The organism is Brucella pseudogrignonensis, assembly GCF_002252525.1.
GTDB lineage: Bacteria > Pseudomonadota > Alphaproteobacteria > Rhizobiales > Rhizobiaceae > Brucella > Brucella pseudogrignonensis.
The window spans coordinates 1-16,903 of the sequence record NZ_NNRM01000033.1 but is presented as its reverse complement, the minus strand read 5'-3'; the positions used below and the strand labels follow the sequence as shown (position 1 = coordinate 16,903).

The following is a 16,903-nucleotide window of genomic DNA, read 5'->3' as shown; positions in this document are numbered from 1 at the left end:
CGGCGACCCGGCCGCCGCGTTCGATGCGCTCCGGCGCACGATGATGCGGCGTGGGCTGGAAGCGGCTTTCGACCAGCTCGAAAAGATCGAGCCGGCGCAGGACTACAAGCCCCAGCTCGCCCAGCTCGTGCAGGCGCTCGACACTGTTGCGGAGCGGATGCACGGCGTAGAGCAATCGCCTATTCTCCGGCAGGGCGCGACGCACTATGCGGCGCTCCTCGAGCGCAGCGGCGAGGCCCTGATACGCACCGCCGCGCAACAGCTCGAGCGGCAGGCGTCAGACCTCGAGCGCGCCGGCCGCAATCTTTCGGCGCACGTCGCCGGCGCGCGGGAGCGTAGCCGGCAAGATTGGTGGCTTGTCGCCGCTTTCGCGGTCGGCCTGCTCGCCGGCGCGCTGGTGATGTTGTTCCTTCCGCGCCTGTTGCCGTTCTCGGCCGCGCCGCGTGTCGCCAGCGTCGTCATGGGCGAAAGGCCGTGGCAGGCCGGTATGAGCCTCATGGCGTTCGGCAGCCCGGAAGCGTGGCAGCGCGTGGCCTCGGCCGACCAGCTCCTTGAAACGAACAGGGAGGCGGTAGCGGCTTGTTGGGAGGCCGCGCGCACGGCCGGCGAGGATCAGCGATGCACGATCACGGTGAAAGCGCCGGCGCAGTAGTGTGGAAGGAGTTTCTATGGCTAACGCTCAACATATGTTCGTCGTGACTGGCGGCCCCGGTTCCGGCAAAAGCAGCCTGATTGACGCCATGACCCGGCGCGGCTTCCGCACGATGCCCGAGGCCGGCCGGGCGATCATACAAGATCAAGTCAGGATCGGCGGGCCAGCCTTGCCTTGGGCGGATCGGGCCATCTTTGCCGAACTCATGTTGGGTTGGGAGCTGCGTTCCTATCACGAGGCTCTTGCGAGTGACGCGCCTGTCCTGATGGATCGCGGGATTCCTGATGTTGTCGGCTATCTTACGCTCTGCGGCCTGCCTGTCCCGGCTCATATTGAGGCGGCGGCGAAAATTCATCCCTACAACGAGCGGGTTTTCCTCGCCCCGTATTGGGGTGCCATTTTCGCGCAGGACGCCGAGCGCAAGCAGGACCGGCAGGAGGCCGAGGCGACCGGCCGAGTCATGGCCGAAACTTACACCCGGCTTGGCTATCAGATTGTAGAGCTGCCGCTGGTAGGGATCGAGCAGCGCGCCGACTTCATCGCGGAACGTCTGCAAGCCGGGTGAAGCAGGCTAAAACTGTCGCATGTTTTGGGAGTTTCGCGACAAAGTCTATGAGTTCTTACTATCTCGCGTCATGCTTTCGGCCATCGTCACCAGCTCACGACAGACACGCTCCTTGAGCTTGGCCGGCAATGGCCGGTTGGACATTGCCTCGTGGACCCACAGGCCATCAGCAGCAAGACGGGCGACGAAGCGCGCGAGGGCTGCCGGATCGTCGTCGTCAGGAACCGGCGGCGACCAGCGGTCAAGAACGCCCTGCCATAAGGAATCAAGGTCCGGCTCGCCGGCGCTTTCCAGCATCATCAGAAGTTCGACGCGGCGGGCCATCTGCGCGCAGCTCTGGATATAGGCCGCATCGCGTTCGGCCGGCTCCACCGTGTCGGCTTTGCCGCCCGCGATCTTCTCCATGCCCGCCTCCCATTGGTCGGCAAGATGTTGGTGGGCCGCGAGGATAAGCGCCTCCCGCGACGGGAAGTGGTAGAGCAAGCCGCCGCGCGTCAGCCCGGTTTCGGCCGCAACGGCGTCGAAGGTGACAGCGGTAATGCCGTCACGCTCGACAATGGCGATGATCGCGTCGAGGATTTTCCTGCGATTGCTGGTCCGCATGATGCCCTCCGCGAACTAAAGCATGTCGCATTTAATCGGTCTCATATCCGGCAGCCTTGAAGAAATTGCGGCACTGTGTCTGGTCGAAAAGGCCACAGATATCGCCGAGGGCCTCGCATAAGGTGTCGAAGCTTCTTGCCGCCCTCTTTCGCAGCAGCGCTTTGAGTTTGGAGAAGGCCATCTCGATCGGGTTCAGGTCGGGCGAGTATGGCGGCAGGAAGAGGAGCCAGGCACCGCGCTTGCGCACCAGCGCGGCGGCGCGCTCGCTCTTGTGGAAGCCGACATTGTCGAGGATGACGACGTCGCCAGGCTGAAGCTCGGGAGCCAGCTGCGTCTCGATCCAGGTCTCGAAGCGCCGGGCATTCATCGGCGCATCGATGATCCAGGGCGCGACCATGCCGTGGCAACGCAGGCCGGCGATGAAGGTCTGGGTATGCCATTTACCGAACGGAGCATGCGTCCTGTAGCGCTCGCCTTTCGGCGACCAGCCGGTGCGCTTGGTCAGCTTCGTATTGGTCGACGTCTCGTCGATGAAGATCAGGCGCGGCAAGGCCTTGGCGAAGAAGCGTCTTCGCCGCCTGATCCACATTTCGCGCGCCTCACGAATGTCGGGACGCTCCTGCTCGCTGGCCTGCAGCGTTTTTTTTATGGCTGAGCCCGAGGCGGTGCAGAAGGCGACCGACACTGGAGCGGTGAACCACCACCCCGCGCTCCTCAAGTGCGGCACGCAACTCGTCCAGCGTCGGGTCACCTGATGCCGCCATCCGCGCCCGCACGAAGGCGGCGTGCGGGGCAAGCTTGCCGCCGCCCGGAGTATGACCCTGACGGCGCGGCGCCAGCGAGCCAGTCTCCCGACGAAGCTTCATCAACTCGTTCACGAAACGCGGCGACACACGGAAATGACGCGCCGCTTCCCGGTGTCCGTGACCTTCTTCGACAAACGCACAAACACGTTCACGCAATGCCATCGGTAGCGGCTTGCCCATCGCGGTTCTCCTTCGAACCACAATGAATCATCCCGAACCTCAAATGGGAATCCTGAATCACGTCAGACGCGACATGCTTTAGTGGGATGATGGATAGAGCGAGGATTGCGACCCCGGCCCGTAACGGCGCAGAAGAACCCCGGTCACGATCGCGCCGGCCGCCAATAGCGCAGCCCCGACATACATCACCACCAGATAGGCATTGTCGAAGGCAGCGGATGCAGCCGCGACGAGCGCCGGCCCGTTTGCCGTGTCTCCGGCCGCCAGCGTGAGAGCGGTGGCGATGTTGTCGCGCGCTTCCACGGGAGCGCCTTCGGGCAGGGCGATCCCGAGTGTATAGAGCGCCGAAAGCAGACTACCGAGAATGGCGACGGCGAGCAGGCCGCCGAACTCGTAGGACACTTCCTCGACCGAGGCGGCCATGCCGGCGCGATGCACGGGCGCGTTGCCGATGATGGCCGTGGACGCGACCGACGCAGCGGCTCCAAGCCCCGCGCCGGTCAGGAACATACCTGCAAGCACCCATCCCGTTCCCTGCGACAGTCCCCACGCCGTCAGCAGCACGGCGAGCGACCCCGCCCCAAGCCCTCCCGCGATCAGGTAGAGCAGGCCAATGCGGTGCAGCAGCGCGCCGCCGAGCAGCGCGGTCGGCAACGAGCCGATGGCGGCGGCGGAAACCAGCAAGCCGGCCTCCAGCGGGGAATAGCCGGCGACGAGTTGGAACCGCTGCGTCGTCACGAGCTGGATACCGCCCAAGGCGAACATCATCATGGCGGCGGCCAGCACGCCAGACGAAAAGGCCGGGTTGCGGAAAATCGAGAAGTCGAGCAGCGGAAACGGCAAGCGCGCTTGTCGCCGGACGAACAGGAAGCCCGCCGCTGCGGTGACGAGCAAGGCCGCGCTCAATACGGCCGAAGACGGATTGGCGCTGGCCGCGTCCTTGATTGCGATCACGAGCGCGGACAGCGCGGCCAATGCCAGAACTGATGACAGCAAGTCCCACGGCCGCGAGCCGTCGCCGGCGACCTTCGGCGCGACCAGCAGCGTCCCGATGAAAGCCGCGATCACCACCGGAACATTGATAAGGAAGACTGACCCCCACCAGAAATGTTCGAGCAGCAATCCCCCGATGATCGGGCCTATGGCGGCCCCCACGATCGAGATGGAACCCCATATGGCGATAGCGATGTTGCGCTCGCGCTCGACGGTGAAGGTGATGCGGATCAGGGCCAATGTGGCGGGCATCATGGCAGATGCCCCGATGGCGAGGAAGGCGCGGGCGGCGATCAGCACTTCCGGCGTGGGGGAGAACGCAGCCACGATGGACGCGATGCCGAACAGGACAAGGCCGGCGAGGAACATTGTGCGATGGCCGATGCGGTCGCCAAGCGTTCCGGCACCGAGCAGCAGGCCGGCCATGACCAGCGGATAGGCGTTGATGATCCATAGCCCCTGCGTGGTCGTCGCCCCGAGTTCGCGGGTGAGCGTCGGAAGGGCGGTATAGAGGACGGAGTTGTCGAGGGTGATGAGCAGCAGGCCGGCAGCCACCGTCACCAGCAAGAGCCATCGGTTTGAATGTGAGGCCGTCATTGGGAATCCATCCGGTTTGAGCAGCCGTCGCTATACATTCTAGATTGTAAAGTTTCAACTCAAAAAGCTCGGTCAGTTGTCGCGGAAATCCTAATCCGTGCAGCACATCGGCCCGCCTTTGAATTTGCAGGGGAATTTCTGTCGCAAGTTTTGGTCGCAAATGGTAAAACACCTGCGACATGATTTGCGACAGGAGAAGCCGTGAGCCACCAGCCAGATTCCGACGCCGGCCGGGTGCTCATCGGCTATGCTCGCGTCTCGACGCGCGGCCAGGACCTGGACCAGCAGCGCGCCACCCTCGGCGCGGTCGGCTGCATCCGTATTTTCGAGGAAAAAGCATCCGGGGCGAAGCGCGACCGGCCGGAGCTGGCGCGGATGCTCGACCATCTGCGCGCCGGCGATGTGGTGACGATCACCAGACTTGACCGCCTTGCCCGATCGACGGCCGACCTTCTGGCGATCGCGGAGCGGATCAACGAGGCCGGCGCTGACCTGCGCTCGCTGGCAGAGCCGTGGGCCGACACGACGACGCCGGCCGGGCGCATGGTGCTGACCGTCTTCGCCGGTATGGCCGAGTTCGAGCGGTCCTTGATCGTGGAGCGCACGAGCGCCGGCCGGATCGCGGCGAAGGCCCGAGGCGTGCGGTTCGGTCCCTCCCCTTCCCTGTCGGCCGAGCAGATCGCGCACGCTCGCCAGCTCATCCACGATGACAAGAAGCCCGTCGCGGCGGTTGCCCGGCTTCTAGGCGTGCATCGTGCGACCCTCTACCGGGCGCTTGATACCGTGACGGCGAAGTGAGGAAGCATGATTACATGCTTGCGAGAAATCATGTTTGCCCGCTGTTAGTCAGCGGCCGACCAACCCCTGATTTTAGCGGCCCGGATTCAAGAGCTTGCAGAATCAGCAATTTCGGCGTTACCACTTACTGTATGAGTCGTAGCCCTACAGCCATTCCAGCCCGTGAACGTGTTGCCGCCATGCGTGCGCGGCGTGAAGCTGCTGGCATGGCGCGCGTATGGGCCGACCTGCCGGGCGAACTGGTTGCACAGTTGGACCGGGCCAAGCAGCAAAAGGGCGCGCAATCCCGCGCGCCGATCATCGAGGAAGCCTTGAGGTTTTATTTCGAGAAGCAGCAAGGGGCATAACGGCAAAACGCCCGACCGTTGGCGCGGTCGAGCGTTTTATAGGCCGTCAGACACACCGTAGGTCAGGGGTCCGCTAACTCTCCCCTTATCTACGCTATAGCCCTCCAATTCGCAAGATTGATTCTTGCGAAAGCGGGGAAGCTGTGTCCGGCGTCCAACGCCGTCATGTCCTCCAAATGGAAGGACGAAGGGCATATGTTGAGGACGCAAATCGCGGCCGCGATTGGCTGCGCGCGCGGGCACGCGCTTGATGAAATCATGCGGGAGGTTTGGACGCGGCACGGATCGGGCCAGCTCAGCGATGACGAGGCCGGGCAGCTTTCCGCGCTCGCCCATGAGCGCCGAGGCACCTTGCAGGGATCGCGGCAGACGGCGCTTAGCCTGGTCTTCCCTCCCCCGGCCCAGCGCTGCCCGACGCCGGTTCGCCGGCGCAGCTATTTCAAGGGGCGATCGGAGGGCCGTATCTGGCAGGCGACGACGCGCAAGGACGTGCAGGCGATCTTGAAGGCGGCCGAAATCTACAACGAGGCCGGCTTGCACGAGAAGGGCGAGCGCAGCGGCCCGCTCGGATCGGTGGCGCTCGACGTGCTGCGGCTGTTCGTCAACCTGATCGACTTCCGCACCGGCCGGCTAGAGCCGTCAATCACCACGATCATGGACCGTTTGGGCCGGTCGCGGGATACGATCGTGCGGGCGCTGAAGAACCTGCGGGCGCATGGCTTCATCGACTGGCTGCGGCGCTACGAGCCGACCGGGAACGAGGGGCGCGGCCCACAGGTCCAGCAGGCGAGCAACGCCTATCGCCTGTCCCTGCCGGAAAAGGCCCGGCAGTTCCTTGGCCGGTTCGGCAAGGCCCCGCCCCCGCCTGCCGATCATGGTCAGGATCAACGGACCTGGGCCGAGGCAATCGACGCCTACAGGAAGGCCCTGCCCCTTGATGAGCGGACGCAGCTCGACGCAGGCGACGGGCCACTCGGGAAAGCTCTTGTCAGCATTGCTAAAGGCTTGATGAAACGTGAGTCCGATAACCAGACTGAATCCCCCTCTAATTCTATTCTCTATGTGAAAACATAAGCGGTCGCCGCTGTTCGGGCCGCTCTCGCGGCCCTGCGGCGGTTCCGATCCGCTCATAGCGCGGATCGGGAAGCGGACACCTCACAGCAAAACCGCAACGCTTGCGCCTGCGGCCAACGCCGCATGGGCTTTCGAGAGAAAGAGGGCGGCAAGGGTAGTGCGAAACATGAAATTATGTAATCATGCTTGCATGTCAGCTTGAAATATGCGATTTTTGTTTCGTACGAAACAAAATAGACCGCCATGTCCCCCGCCAATCCGACCGTAAAGACCTATGCCGCGCTGCATCAGGCGTTCGATTTTTTCAACGATCGCCTGTTCGGCGGTGAGTTGCCGGCCTGCCTCGTGACGTTGCAGCGCAAAAACAAAGCCTATGGCTATTTCGCCGGCGGCCGGTTCTGATCGAAGGACGGCGCAGAGATCACCGACGAAATCGCGCTGAATCCGTCGCATTTCAAAAGCCGCACCGACGAGCAGAGCCTTTCGACCCTCGCCCATGAGATGGCGCACCTTTGGCAGCACCATTTTGGCAAGCCGTCGCGCGCCGGCTACCACAACAAGGAATGGGCGGCGAAAATGCACGAGATCGGCTTGCACCCTTCGGATACCGGCCAGCCAGGCGGCAAGGAAACCGGGCAGTCATGCAGCCACTATATTGTCGAGGGCGGCCGCTATGCCCGCGTTTTTGCCGAGCTGGCGGCGCAACCCGACTTTACCGCCCTCTATGTCGAGCTTTGGGACGACGCCGATGCCCGGAAGGCGCGCAAGGCGAAGTCGGCCAGCAAGACCCGTTACACCTGCCCGTCATGTGAGTTGAACGCCTGGGCGAAGCCCGGTGTCCGCCTGATGTGTGGCGAGTGCGACGAGCCGATGGCGGCCGCTGAGGAAGCGGAGTAGTTAACCCTTCCTGCATGAAAACATGCTTTCATGTATTGGAGAAAGCATGTAGCCTTTATTTCATGAAAGGATGCAATCATGATAACAGTGGCGTTCTGCACGCAGAAGGGCGGGACCGGCAAGACGACGATCGCGACGGCGCTTGCGGTCGCGGCTCACCTGGCCGGGAAGAAATCGGCCCTGCTCGATCTCGACCCACAGACAAACGCCGTCAACTGGTTCGACCGGCGCAAGGGCGACGGCCCGGACGTTGCCTCGATTCAGCCCGGCGCTATCCGGCGCTCGCTGGACGCCTATCGCGGCCTTGGCATGGATTGGGTGTTCATCGACACGCCCGGCAAGATGGAAAGCGCCTCGGTCGAGGCGGCCAAGCACGCCGATATAGTGCTGGTCCCGTCGCAGGCGCAGATATTTTCGATTGAAACTTTGGAGCCGCTAAAGCGGCTTCTCGACATGGCCGGCAGTCCGCCAACGTTCGTTGTGCTCAATCTGGTGCATCCGAACGCCGGGGGCAGGGCGGTTGACGATGCCGCCGCGATTGCCACGAGCTTCAACGTGAAGGTTGCCCCCATCCATGTGTCGCGGCTGAAAACCTATGAGGACGCCCCGGCCTTGGGGCAGACGCCGCAGGAGCTGGAACCGCATGGCCGTGCGGCCCAGGAAGTCGCCGGCCTGTTCACGTTCCTTTCAGACCAGGCAAGCATGATTACAGGAAATCATGAAAGGATGAAAGGATGAAAGCATGAGCCGCAAGCCTTCGCTTCTCGCCGCTGCGATCAAGACCGCAGAGCAACCCGCATCCGCGCCGGAGGCCCCGTCAGAGCCGCAAGGGAGCGCACCAGCTTCGCAGCCGGCCGGGAGCTATGTTGCGCCCTCGCGTGCTAACAAGCTCGGCAGAACGCATTTCCTGCCACCCGCCTATTGGGAGACGCTGGACGAACTCAGTTTTCGCAGCAGGGATGAGAAGGGGAAGAAGATTTCGAAGGAGCGGCTTGTTGCCGAGGCGCTGAATCTGCTTTTCGCCAAATACAATTATCCGTTAGTCCGCGAGGATGGGGAGTAGTTGCCAAGGCATCATGTTTGCGTGAAATCATGTAAGCATGCAAGTCCCCGACCGTTGCAGCGTTCCCGATCGGGTTTATATGTGATAGTGTTTAGTCCTATTGAACACGATCCAACGCGGGAGATTCCCATGCGCAGCACACAACAGTTGAGCGTCACGTTGCCGAACGAAATGGCACAGATGGTCAAGAGCAAGGTTTCGTCGGGCGAATATGCCAGCGACAGCGAGGTTATTCGCGACGGCCTGCGGGCCTTGCAGGCGCGCGACAAGGCCCTTGAAAGCTGGCTGCGCACGGAAGGCGTTGCCGCCTACGACAAGCTGAAAGCCGATCCTAGCCGGGCGCTCAGCGTCGGCGAGGTGCGCCAGCACCTTGCCGAAAAGCGCAAGCGGCCCGCCTCAGCGTGACCCATACGGTTCACTTCACCCCGGAAGCTCTCGACCAGCTCGACAAGCTGGAAGTCGATATTTCCGGGGCAGCGTCGCCCGCAATAGCGGCGCGATATGTCGATTCCATCGTGGACTATTGCGAGAATCTGCAAACCTTTCCGCACCGAGGCACGCGGCGCGACGATCTTCGACCGGGCTTGCGAACACTTGGGTTTCGCCGGCGTGTGACGATACTGTTTGAGGTAGCGGACGACACCGTGAATATCATCGGCGTCTATTACGGCGGCCAGGACTACGAGGCGAATTTTCAAGATGACGACGCGCCAGAACACTAGCGGGAGCGTGACAACCATGCGGAGCCGCTGCCTCGCCCGCGAGATCGCGGAAATGGCGGGCGTACAGCGCCGCCTCGGGCTTATGGACGCGGGGACCTATGAGCAGATCATGGCCCGGTACCTTGGCGAGAAGGTCCGACCGATCGAAGCGCCGAAGTAGGGCAGGCAACATGCTTTCCTGTAAGCATGTAATTATCCGCCCCCGGCCGTCCCTACGGCCCGATTTGATAGAGCGGGCCGGCCGGGGGCTAGCGTTGTGCCGAGCGGCGGAAGCGGCGACCGGCCCGGAGGGCCGCAAAGAGAGAAGCCCCGGTGCGTCAGCGCCGGGACCGCTTTTCCCATCTGGCCGGCTCGGGCAGGGGGTTTTTGAACTTCTCGCGCAACCGTGCTTTCATTTCCTTGCCCGAAATACCCGGCCGGGGATCATCGGCCGCCGCCTGTATGCTGCGCTTGAGCAGTTCCCGGCGCAGATCGGCATGGGGTTCCAGCTCCTTATGTTCGCCCAGGATCACGAACACGGCTTCGGACGGATCAAGGAACTTGCCCTGTTCGATCAGGTCGAGCAGCCACAGGGCCAGAGACGGCGGCAAATAGGCTTCAAATCGCAATCCGCCCTCTGCGACCTGGTTGCGGAGCCGCTTGGCTTGCTCGACGGCATAGGCCTTGTCGGCGGGATCGGGCCATTCGGGCGCATCGGTGTCGGTCATGGTTTCATCTTTCATGCCTGGTCGAACAGCCCCCGGAACTCGGGATCGGCGTAATAGGCGAGCTTGCCGGCGACGATCGGCCGTTGCCCGGCGAGGAACAGCAGTTCGAGATTTTGCGGCAGGTTGCGGACCTCATCGGGGGTCAGCAGCGGCCGGGCGGTGTGTTGCTCGCCGTAGGTGATGCCGGTCTTTTCGGCATCGAGGGCGCGGCTCATGGTCTGGAATACGACCGTCTCTTGCCCGAGCAGATCGGAGACGAGGCGGGCGCTATCGTGATCGTTGACGCCGAAGACCTGTAGGACGCCGGCGTTCGACAGGAATGTGCCGGCGCGCTGGCCGTAGGTGGCGCGGAGCTGGTGAACGTCTTGCAGGATCGGCCAGAGCTGGACGCCGTAGCCGGCCATGAGGCCCATGGCGCGCTCGACCGGGGCCAGGTGGCCGAGGGCGGCGAACTCATCCAGCAGATAGAGGACCGGCACGGCTGGCTTGGCCGGATCGCGGGCCATGTCGGTGAGACTTTGAGCGACGAGCAGGCGCAGCCAGCGCGAATAGGTCGAAAGGCGATCGGGCGGCAGGACGAGGAAGACGGAGACGTTGCGGCGCTTGAGATCGGCAAAGCGGAAATCGGAGCGGCCGAGGACGGCGACCATGCGGGGCGAGTCGAGGAAATGGGTATGGCGCTGCGCGGCCGAGAGGACGCCAGCCGCTTCCCGGTCGGATTTGCCGAGGTGGCGGTTCGCGGCGCGGGCGACCAGGCCGGCCGCTTCAGGGGATGCCTGCATGTCCTTCAGGAGCGTGGAGAAGGCTTCCGGGGCGAGTGTGAGATAGTCGCGCAGGGTGGCGAGGTTTCGGCGCTCACGCGGCTCCTGGGCGGCGATATGGAGGATGAGGCCGGCAATCAGCGCCTTGGCTTCCTCGTTCCAATGGGCCTCGCCGGCCATGCCCGGTTCATCGAACACGAGGGCGTCGGCAAGGGTGCTCGCGTCTTCGGCCACATCGAGGCCGGCCAGATCGAGCTGGTCGAGCGGATTGAAGGCGGCCGAGGGCAGGCCGGTAACGCCGAAGGGGTCGAGGACGTGGACCGGGCCGAACTGCTGGCGGGCGCGGCCGGCGATTTTCGCATTCTCGCCCTTGGGGTCGATGCAGATCACGGAGCGGTCGGCGGTGAGCAGATTCGGGATGATGGTTCCGACGCCCTTGCCGGTGCGCGTCGGTGCCATCGTCAGCAGATGGGCCGGGCCGTCATAGCGCAGCGGCCGCTTTGATTTCGGATCGCGGCCGATCAGCAGGCCGGTATCGGCGCGGGCGAGGGGAGCCACTTCCTTGTTGGTGGCGAAGCGGGCCGAGCCGTGGGTTTCGCCTTCCATGTCCCCGAAATGGATAATCAGCGGATTAGTGATGACGCGGAAGACGATGGCAGCCAGCACCAGCAGCGTGACGAGATCGAGCGCAATGAACGGAATCGTGCCGGGACCATAGCCGAGATCGTTAAGCGCAAACCGGCCACCCATACCAACGACGAAAAGCGCAACGATGAGGATGAACAGAACGCGCAGCACCGTTTGCCAGATGCGGAACGGCAGAGTTATCAGGGAGACAAAAGCCCATACAGGATCATGCGCGGCGGCGCGCAGCATGTTCTTGAAAGCGCCCCATGCGAGCGTTGCCCGGTTCACGATGTTGCCTCGCCGGCGCTCCCCGCCGTTTGCCCGGCCGGCACGTTGCCGATCAGATCGGCAAAGAGTTCCTTGTCGCCGTCGCGGGTCAGGAAGTCGGGCAGTTCACGCTTGAGCCATTCGCTCAAGCGCCGGGAGAATTCCTCATCCTTGCCGTTCTCAAGGCGATGGAGGACGAGCGCACCCAGCAGTACCTTGCGGCGAGTGTCTCTTGTCCGTTCCTGTTTTCCGAGACGAGCCTTGAGGGCGGATCGCTGCGCATCCAGTTCGGCCAGCCTTTGTTCGATCGTCTTGCGCGCCATCTGACGTTTCCCTCCTATTTCGCGGGGCGGGCGGTAGCCTCACCCTTGAGGCGAACCATGATGATTTTCGGGTTGTCGCCAATGCGCTCGATCTCGACAATGCCGGACGCATCGACCAGATCGGAGAGGCGCGGGAAACCGAAATTGCGAGCGTCGAAATCCGGCGACTGTTTCGCCAGGTGCGCACCGACGCGGGCCAGATTGGCGCGGCCGTCTTCATCGGCCGAGGCGGTGACGGCCTTCGCCAGCATGTCGAGGGCAGCACGATCGAGCGCCGCTTTCGCTGGCGCAGGTTTGGCGGTGGATGCCTTGGGCGCGACAACGGCTTCCGCTTCCTTCTGTTCCCCGGCGGCCGTGTTGAGCACATCGAAATAAACGAACTTGTCGCAAGCAGTAATGAAGGGGCGTGGTGTCTTTCGTTCCCCGAAGCCATAGACGGTGACGCCCTGTTCGCGGATGCGGGCTGCGAGGCGGGCGAAATCGCTATCGCTTGAGACGATGCAGAAGCCGGAGAAGCGGCCGGTATAGAGCAAGTCCATAGCGTCGATAATCATTGCGCCATCGGTGGCATTCTTGCCGGTCGTGTAGGCGAATTGCTGGACTGGCTGAATCGAGTGTTCCAGCAGGCATTCTTTCCAGCCGTTGAGATTGGGCTTTGTCCAGTCGCCATAAATGCGTTTTACGCTGGCAGTTCCATAGTTGGCGATTTCAGCGAGTAGGCCACCGACGATCTTGGGTGAAGCATTGTCGCCATCGATTAGGAGCGCCAATGCCGGGTTATTTTCTATTGCCATATTCTTCACCCTCCAATGGACGCCAGATTATACGAAGACACGCCCGGCTCAAGCGTTTCCCGTCATATCGCCTTGTGTGATCTTGAAAAGTCATCGGTTTTGCAGCACAATCGCGGCCTCAGTTCATTGCATCGACATAGCCGCAAGCGCCACACCGAGCGACGAAAGAGCGAAGCGATTGAGTTGAGAAGGGCGCACTTACGAGTTACTGCGTAACTCAGCGCGCTGTCAGCTAGAAAGCTGACGGGAAAGGCGGAAACGGGATCGAGGCAACGGGTTGGCGATCTACCATTTCAGCATGAAGCCAGTTTCGCGGGCGAAGGGCCGTAGCGCCGTCGCCTCTATGGCTTATCGTGCCGGGGAGAAGTTGACCAACGAGCGCGACGGCATCACGCACGACTACACGGCAAAGCAGGGCGTCGAACATGCCGAGATCGTCTTGCCGGAAGGCGTCAACGCCGATTGGGCGCGGGATCGCTCGACGCTCTGGAACGCCGCCGAGTTTGCCGAGAAGCGGAAGGATGCCCGCGTTGCCCGCGAGTTCGAGGTTGCCTTGCCGCATGAGCTTTCGGCCGAGGAACGGCTAGAGGCGGCGCGGGAGATGGCGCAGGAGCTGGCCGACCGCTACGGCGCGGCCGTGGATTTCGCCATTCATGCACCGCACGAGGCGAGCGACGTTCGCAATCACCATGCCCATATCCTTATGACCACGCGGCAGGTGACGGAGAACGGGCTAGGCGACAAGACCTATCTTGAGCGCGAAAACAAATGGCTGCTGGCGCACGACCTGCCGACGACCGATATGCAGCTCCGCGACCTTCGCCAGAGGTGGGAGGGGATCGCCAACGAGCGGCTTGCAATGGCCGGGCTTGATATTCGGATCGACCATCGTTCGCACATGGAGCGCGGGCTTGAGATCGCGCCGACCGAGCATATGGGCGTCCATGCCTCGCAGATGGAACGGCGCGGCCTCGACGTGTCGCGGTCGCGGCTGGACGAGGATGCGGCCCGGCGCAATGCCGAGCTGATCCGGGAGAAGCCCGAGCAGGTTCTAACCCTCATCACCGGGGAAAAGAGCGTGTTCGATCGCCACGACGTTGCGCGGGCGCTGCATCGCTACATCAACGACGACCCGCAGGAGTTCCAGAGCGCCTTTGCGAAGGTGATGGCCTCGCCGGCGCTGGTCGAGTTGCAGCCCGAGCGCGCGGACCCGGCAACGGGCGAGATCGAGCTTGCTCGCTATTCCACCCGCGAAATGGTCGAGATCGAATCCGGCATGATCGAGAGCGCGCAGCGGATGCACGCGGCTCATGGTCATGGCGTCGATCGCCGGCATGTCGAGCGGGCGATAGATGCCCAAGACGCCGCCATTCGGTCGAGCGTTTCCCATGACACGGCCGGGAAGGTTGCGCGGGGCGAGCTGGACGCCGGCGAACGTGAACGCCAGATCGAGACGGCGCGACTTTCGGACGAGCAGCGCCGGGCGATCGAGCATATCACCGGGCCGGAGCGGATCGCGGCCGTTGTCGGTTATGCCGGCGCTGGCAAGTCCACCATGCTCGCGGCCGCGCGCGAGGCGTGGGAGGCCGAAGGCTATCAGGTCCACGGCGCGGCCCTGTCGGGGAAGGCGGCCGAGGGCTTGGAGGAAAGTTCCGGCATCCAGAGCCGCACCCTCGCATCATGGTCCCGCGGTTGGGAGAACGACCGCGGCACGATCGGCCGCGGCGACGTGTTCGTGATCGACGAGGCGGGCATGGTCGGGAGCCGCCAGCTCGCCCGCTTCGTTGGCGAGGCCGAGGCGCGCGGGGCGAAGATCGTCCTTGTAGGCGACCATGAGCAGTTGCAGGCGATCGGGGCCGGCGCACCGTTCCGGGCGATCACGGAGGAAATCGGCCATGCCGAGCTGTCGGAGATTCGCCGGCAGCGCGTGGACTGGCAGCGGGACGCTTCCATTGACTTCGCCACGCACCGGACGGCCGAGGGGCTGGCGGCCTATCGGGATCACGGCAATATCAGCTTTGCCGAGACAGGCGAGGACGCGCGCGGCCAGATCGTGCGGGACTACCTTGCCGATCGCGATGAACGTCCGGACGGCACCCGGGTTGCGATGGCGCATCGCCGGGCCGATGTTCGCGCCATCAATGACGCGATCCGGGCCGAGCTACAGGACCGGGGTGTTTTGGCACGGGGCGAGCTGGCGCGCGTGGCCGACGACAGCCTTGCGCCGGGCGACGTCGCCCATGAGCGGGAAGGGCCGGGCCGGGCGCTGACCTTCCAGACCAATACCGGGCAGAGGGAGTTCGCGCCGGGCGACCGCATCGTGTTCTTGGAGAACAACCGCGACCTTGGCGTGAAAAACGGGATGCTAGGCACGGTCGAGCATGTCGAGGCGGGCCGGATCGTCGCGCAGCTCGACGGCCGGGGCGGCGATAGTGTTTCCGTGCCGATGGGCGACTATCAGGCGATCGACCACGGTTATGCGACGACGATTCACAAAAATCAGGGGGCGACGGTCGATCGCTCCTATGTGATGGCGTCGGGGACGATGGACCGGCATCTAACCTATGTCGCCATGACCCGGCATCGTGACGGGGTGCAGCTCTACGCGGCACAGGACGAGTTCACCAATGCCGGCCGGCTGGTCGAGCATGGGGCCGCGCCCTTCGAGCATGACCCGCAGAAGTCCGACAGCTATTTCGTGACGCTGGAAAACGACAAGGGCGAGCAGCGCACCCTATGGGGCGTCGATCTAGAGCGGGCCATGAAGGAGGCCGCGCCGGAGATCGGGGAGAAGATCGGCCTACAGCATGAGGGTTCCACCCCCGTCACCTTGCCCGATGGGACGCAGACGCACCGCAACACATGGAAGGTTCAGGACGCCGGCGAGCTGGCCTATAGCCAGCTAGAACGCCGCCTGTCCCGGTCGGGCGTGAAGGAAACGACGCTCGACTATACCCGCGACTTTGCCGAGCGGCGCGGGATCGCGGAGCAAATGGGCGTCCGCAGCGAGATCGAGATTCCGGCCGAGCGCGCCGGGCTACGTGCGGAACGGGAGTCGACGGCCGGGGATCACGCCCTTGAGCGGAGATCCTCGCAAAAAGTCGGCGCGGATCTCGCGCAGGATCTTCGTGCAGATCCGCGCGAAGATCTCGCCAGCGATCGACAGCAGCGCCGCAATCCGTTCGAGGGCCTGAAACTCGGGCGCGGCGCGGCGGCCGAGAGCCGCGAGCCAGACCGCGCCGGCGAGGACGGCCCGCAGATCGACCAGAAACGGCCGCAGCAGGCCGAGAAGCAGCGGCGCGGTATGTTCGCCGGCCTCAAGCTCAATGCACGCCCTGCGCCCTCACAGGAGCGCGGCGAGGCATCGCGGATGCAGCGACGGCCGGAAAGGGAAGGGAGCTTGCGGCAGGCGCCGGCGCCCGACCGGCTGGCCGAGCGGGCGCGGGGGCAGTCGCCGCTTGAGCAGGCCGTTGACCGCTATTCGCGGGCCTATCAGTCGATCGACCAGCACCGGCGCGAGGGCCTGCCGGTCCTCGACATGCAGCGGCAGGAAATGGGCGATGCCGGCCAGCAGCTCGACCAGGTGCGCGACGGCATGAAAGATTTGATGCGTTCGACCCTGCAAAACGACCCGGCGACGGCGCGCGCCATGACCGAGCTTTCCGGCCGGGAGCGTGTCGCGCAGGTGATCGACGGGATGAAGCGCGAAAACGCCGCGCTGCAAGACCCGAATGTCAGGGCCGAGCGGTTTGTTGAACGCTGGCAGGAACTACAGGGCCAGCGCCGGGAGCTTCGCGGCTGGCAGCACGACGATGCCCGCGCCAAGGTCGAAAGCCAGATGAACGGCCTGACCAAGAGCCTCGAACGTGACCCGCAGGTAGATTCCATCCTGCGCAATCGCCGGCAGGAGCTTGGAATCGGGCAGGAGCTTCGCCGGGGGCAGAGCATCGCCCATCAGCTACAAGAAGAAATGTCACGCAGCCGGCAGATTAGCCGGGGCATCGGTTTGGGAAGGTAGGCACGGAGAATATGACGGAGCTGGACGACGACAGGGAAGGAATCGCACGGCAAGCACTGGACGAGGACGCCGGCGACCCGGCCGCCGCGTTCGATGCGCTCCGGCGCAC

Annotated in this window: 21 protein-coding genes; 13 read left to right on the top strand and 8 right to left on the bottom strand. The window is 63.8% G+C overall.

Going from position 1 to position 16,903, the window contains the following annotated elements; genetic code table 11:
* Positions 1-652, top strand: a 652-nt coding sequence (locus tag CEV34_RS27065; RefSeq protein ID WP_179253536.1) for a DUF6118 family protein, incomplete at its 5' end; no start/stop codon positions are given.
* 16 nt (positions 653-668) lie between these two features.
* Positions 669-1,217, top strand: a complete 549-nt coding sequence (locus CEV34_RS14705) for an AAA family ATPase (RefSeq protein WP_035227934.1) — start codon at positions 669-671, stop codon at positions 1,215-1,217.
* A gap of 45 nt (positions 1,218-1,262) precedes the next feature.
* Here CEV34_RS14705 and CEV34_RS14700 read toward each other — a convergent pair whose 3' ends face one another.
* From CEV34_RS14700 to CEV34_RS14685, 4 genes are read right to left on the bottom strand one after another with little or no spacing between them, the layout of a single operon-like run.
* On the bottom strand, positions 1,263-1,820 hold the full coding sequence (locus tag CEV34_RS14700) for a TetR/AcrR family transcriptional regulator (protein ID WP_017502940.1): 558 nt from the start codon (positions 1,818-1,820) through the stop codon (positions 1,263-1,265).
* A gap of 31 nt (positions 1,821-1,851) precedes the next feature.
* Positions 1,852-2,505, bottom strand: coding sequence for an IS630 family transposase (locus tag CEV34_RS26750; protein WP_235819064.1), 654 nt, complete (start codon positions 2,503-2,505; stop codon positions 1,852-1,854).
* Positions 2,420-2,827, bottom strand: coding sequence for a winged helix-turn-helix domain-containing protein (locus CEV34_RS27330; protein ID WP_235819063.1), 408 nt, complete (start codon positions 2,825-2,827; stop codon positions 2,420-2,422). Before CEV34_RS27330 ends, CEV34_RS26750 begins: the two co-directional genes overlap by 86 nt.
* Before the next feature lie 57 nt (positions 2,828-2,884).
* On the bottom strand, positions 2,885-4,396 hold the full coding sequence (locus tag CEV34_RS14685) for an MFS transporter (protein ID WP_026109556.1): 1,512 nt from the start codon (positions 4,394-4,396) through the stop codon (positions 2,885-2,887).
* A 201-nt stretch (positions 4,397-4,597) separates the two neighbouring features.
* Here CEV34_RS14685 and CEV34_RS14680 point away from each other — a divergent pair, with 201 nt between their 5' ends.
* The 9 genes from CEV34_RS14680 to CEV34_RS14645 all read left to right on the top strand — a co-directional run bounded on the left by CEV34_RS14680 (position 4,598) and on the right by CEV34_RS14645 (position 9,297).
* Positions 4,598-5,194 (top strand): recombinase family protein, encoded by a 597-nt coding sequence (locus CEV34_RS14680; protein ID WP_445433043.1) that lies wholly within the window; start codon positions 4,598-4,600, stop codon positions 5,192-5,194.
* Positions 5,195-5,325: 131 nt separating this feature from the next.
* On the top strand, positions 5,326-5,541 hold the full coding sequence (locus CEV34_RS14675) for a ribbon-helix-helix protein, CopG family (protein WP_035228556.1): 216 nt from the start codon (positions 5,326-5,328) through the stop codon (positions 5,539-5,541).
* A 195-nt stretch (positions 5,542-5,736) separates the two neighbouring features.
* Entirely contained in the window at positions 5,737-6,615 is an 879-nt protein-coding gene (locus CEV34_RS14670; RefSeq protein ID WP_035228582.1) for a helix-turn-helix domain-containing protein, read from the top strand.
* 243 nt (positions 6,616-6,858) lie between these two features.
* Positions 6,859-7,017: a hypothetical protein gene (locus CEV34_RS27325; protein ID WP_235819062.1), complete on the top strand. Its 159-nt coding sequence runs from the start codon at positions 6,859-6,861 to the stop codon at positions 7,015-7,017.
* A gap of 18 nt (positions 7,018-7,035) precedes the next feature.
* Positions 7,036-7,512 (top strand): SprT-like domain-containing protein, encoded by a 477-nt coding sequence (locus CEV34_RS14665; protein WP_328589884.1) that lies wholly within the window; start codon positions 7,036-7,038, stop codon positions 7,510-7,512.
* A 78-nt stretch (positions 7,513-7,590) separates the two neighbouring features.
* Complete coding sequence (locus tag CEV34_RS14660; RefSeq protein WP_094543841.1) at positions 7,591-8,250, top strand: ParA family protein; 660 nt, start codon at positions 7,591-7,593, stop codon at positions 8,248-8,250.
* Between the two features lie 4 nt (positions 8,251-8,254).
* A complete protein-coding gene (locus tag CEV34_RS27060) occupies positions 8,255-8,575 on the top strand; it encodes a chromosome partitioning protein ParB (RefSeq protein ID WP_179253534.1) in 321 nt (106 codons plus the stop codon).
* A 129-nt stretch (positions 8,576-8,704) separates the two neighbouring features.
* Complete coding sequence (locus CEV34_RS14650; RefSeq protein WP_035228560.1) at positions 8,705-8,980, top strand: type II toxin-antitoxin system ParD family antitoxin; 276 nt, start codon at positions 8,705-8,707, stop codon at positions 8,978-8,980.
* A complete protein-coding gene (locus tag CEV34_RS14645; protein ID WP_080723359.1) occupies positions 8,977-9,297 on the top strand; it encodes a type II toxin-antitoxin system RelE/ParE family toxin in 321 nt (106 codons plus the stop codon). The genes CEV34_RS14650 and CEV34_RS14645 overlap by 4 nt, the downstream gene beginning before the upstream one ends.
* Positions 9,298-9,614: 317 nt before the next feature.
* Here CEV34_RS14645 and CEV34_RS14640 read toward each other — a convergent pair whose 3' ends face one another.
* The 4 genes from CEV34_RS14640 to CEV34_RS14625 are packed head-to-tail and all read right to left on the bottom strand — an operon-like array spanning position 9,615 to position 12,776.
* Positions 9,615-10,004 carry a hypothetical protein gene (locus CEV34_RS14640; RefSeq protein WP_210199573.1) on the bottom strand — a complete coding sequence of 130 codons (390 nt, stop codon included), beginning with the start codon at positions 10,002-10,004 and terminating at the stop codon, positions 9,615-9,617.
* A gap of 11 nt (positions 10,005-10,015) precedes the next feature.
* Entirely contained in the window at positions 10,016-11,680 is a 1,665-nt protein-coding gene (locus tag CEV34_RS14635; protein ID WP_094543839.1) for a type IV secretory system conjugative DNA transfer family protein, read from the bottom strand.
* Positions 11,677-11,982 (bottom strand): hypothetical protein, encoded by a 306-nt coding sequence (locus CEV34_RS14630; protein WP_025031075.1) that lies wholly within the window; start codon positions 11,980-11,982, stop codon positions 11,677-11,679. Before CEV34_RS14630 ends, CEV34_RS14635 begins: the two co-directional genes overlap by 4 nt.
* A 14-nt stretch (positions 11,983-11,996) precedes the next feature.
* Positions 11,997-12,776: an NYN domain-containing protein gene (locus CEV34_RS14625; protein WP_094543838.1), complete on the bottom strand. Its 780-nt coding sequence runs from the start codon at positions 12,774-12,776 to the stop codon at positions 11,997-11,999.
* A 277-nt stretch (positions 12,777-13,053) separates the two neighbouring features.
* Between CEV34_RS14625 and traA the strand changes: the two genes are divergently transcribed.
* A complete protein-coding gene (gene traA / locus CEV34_RS14620) occupies positions 13,054-16,794 on the top strand; it encodes a Ti-type conjugative transfer relaxase TraA (RefSeq protein ID WP_026109554.1) in 3,741 nt (1,246 codons plus the stop codon).
* An 11-nt stretch (positions 16,795-16,805) separates the two neighbouring features.
* A partial coding sequence (locus CEV34_RS27320) for a DUF6118 family protein (protein ID WP_235819065.1) occupies positions 16,806-16,903 on the top strand: 98 nt, incomplete at its 3' end.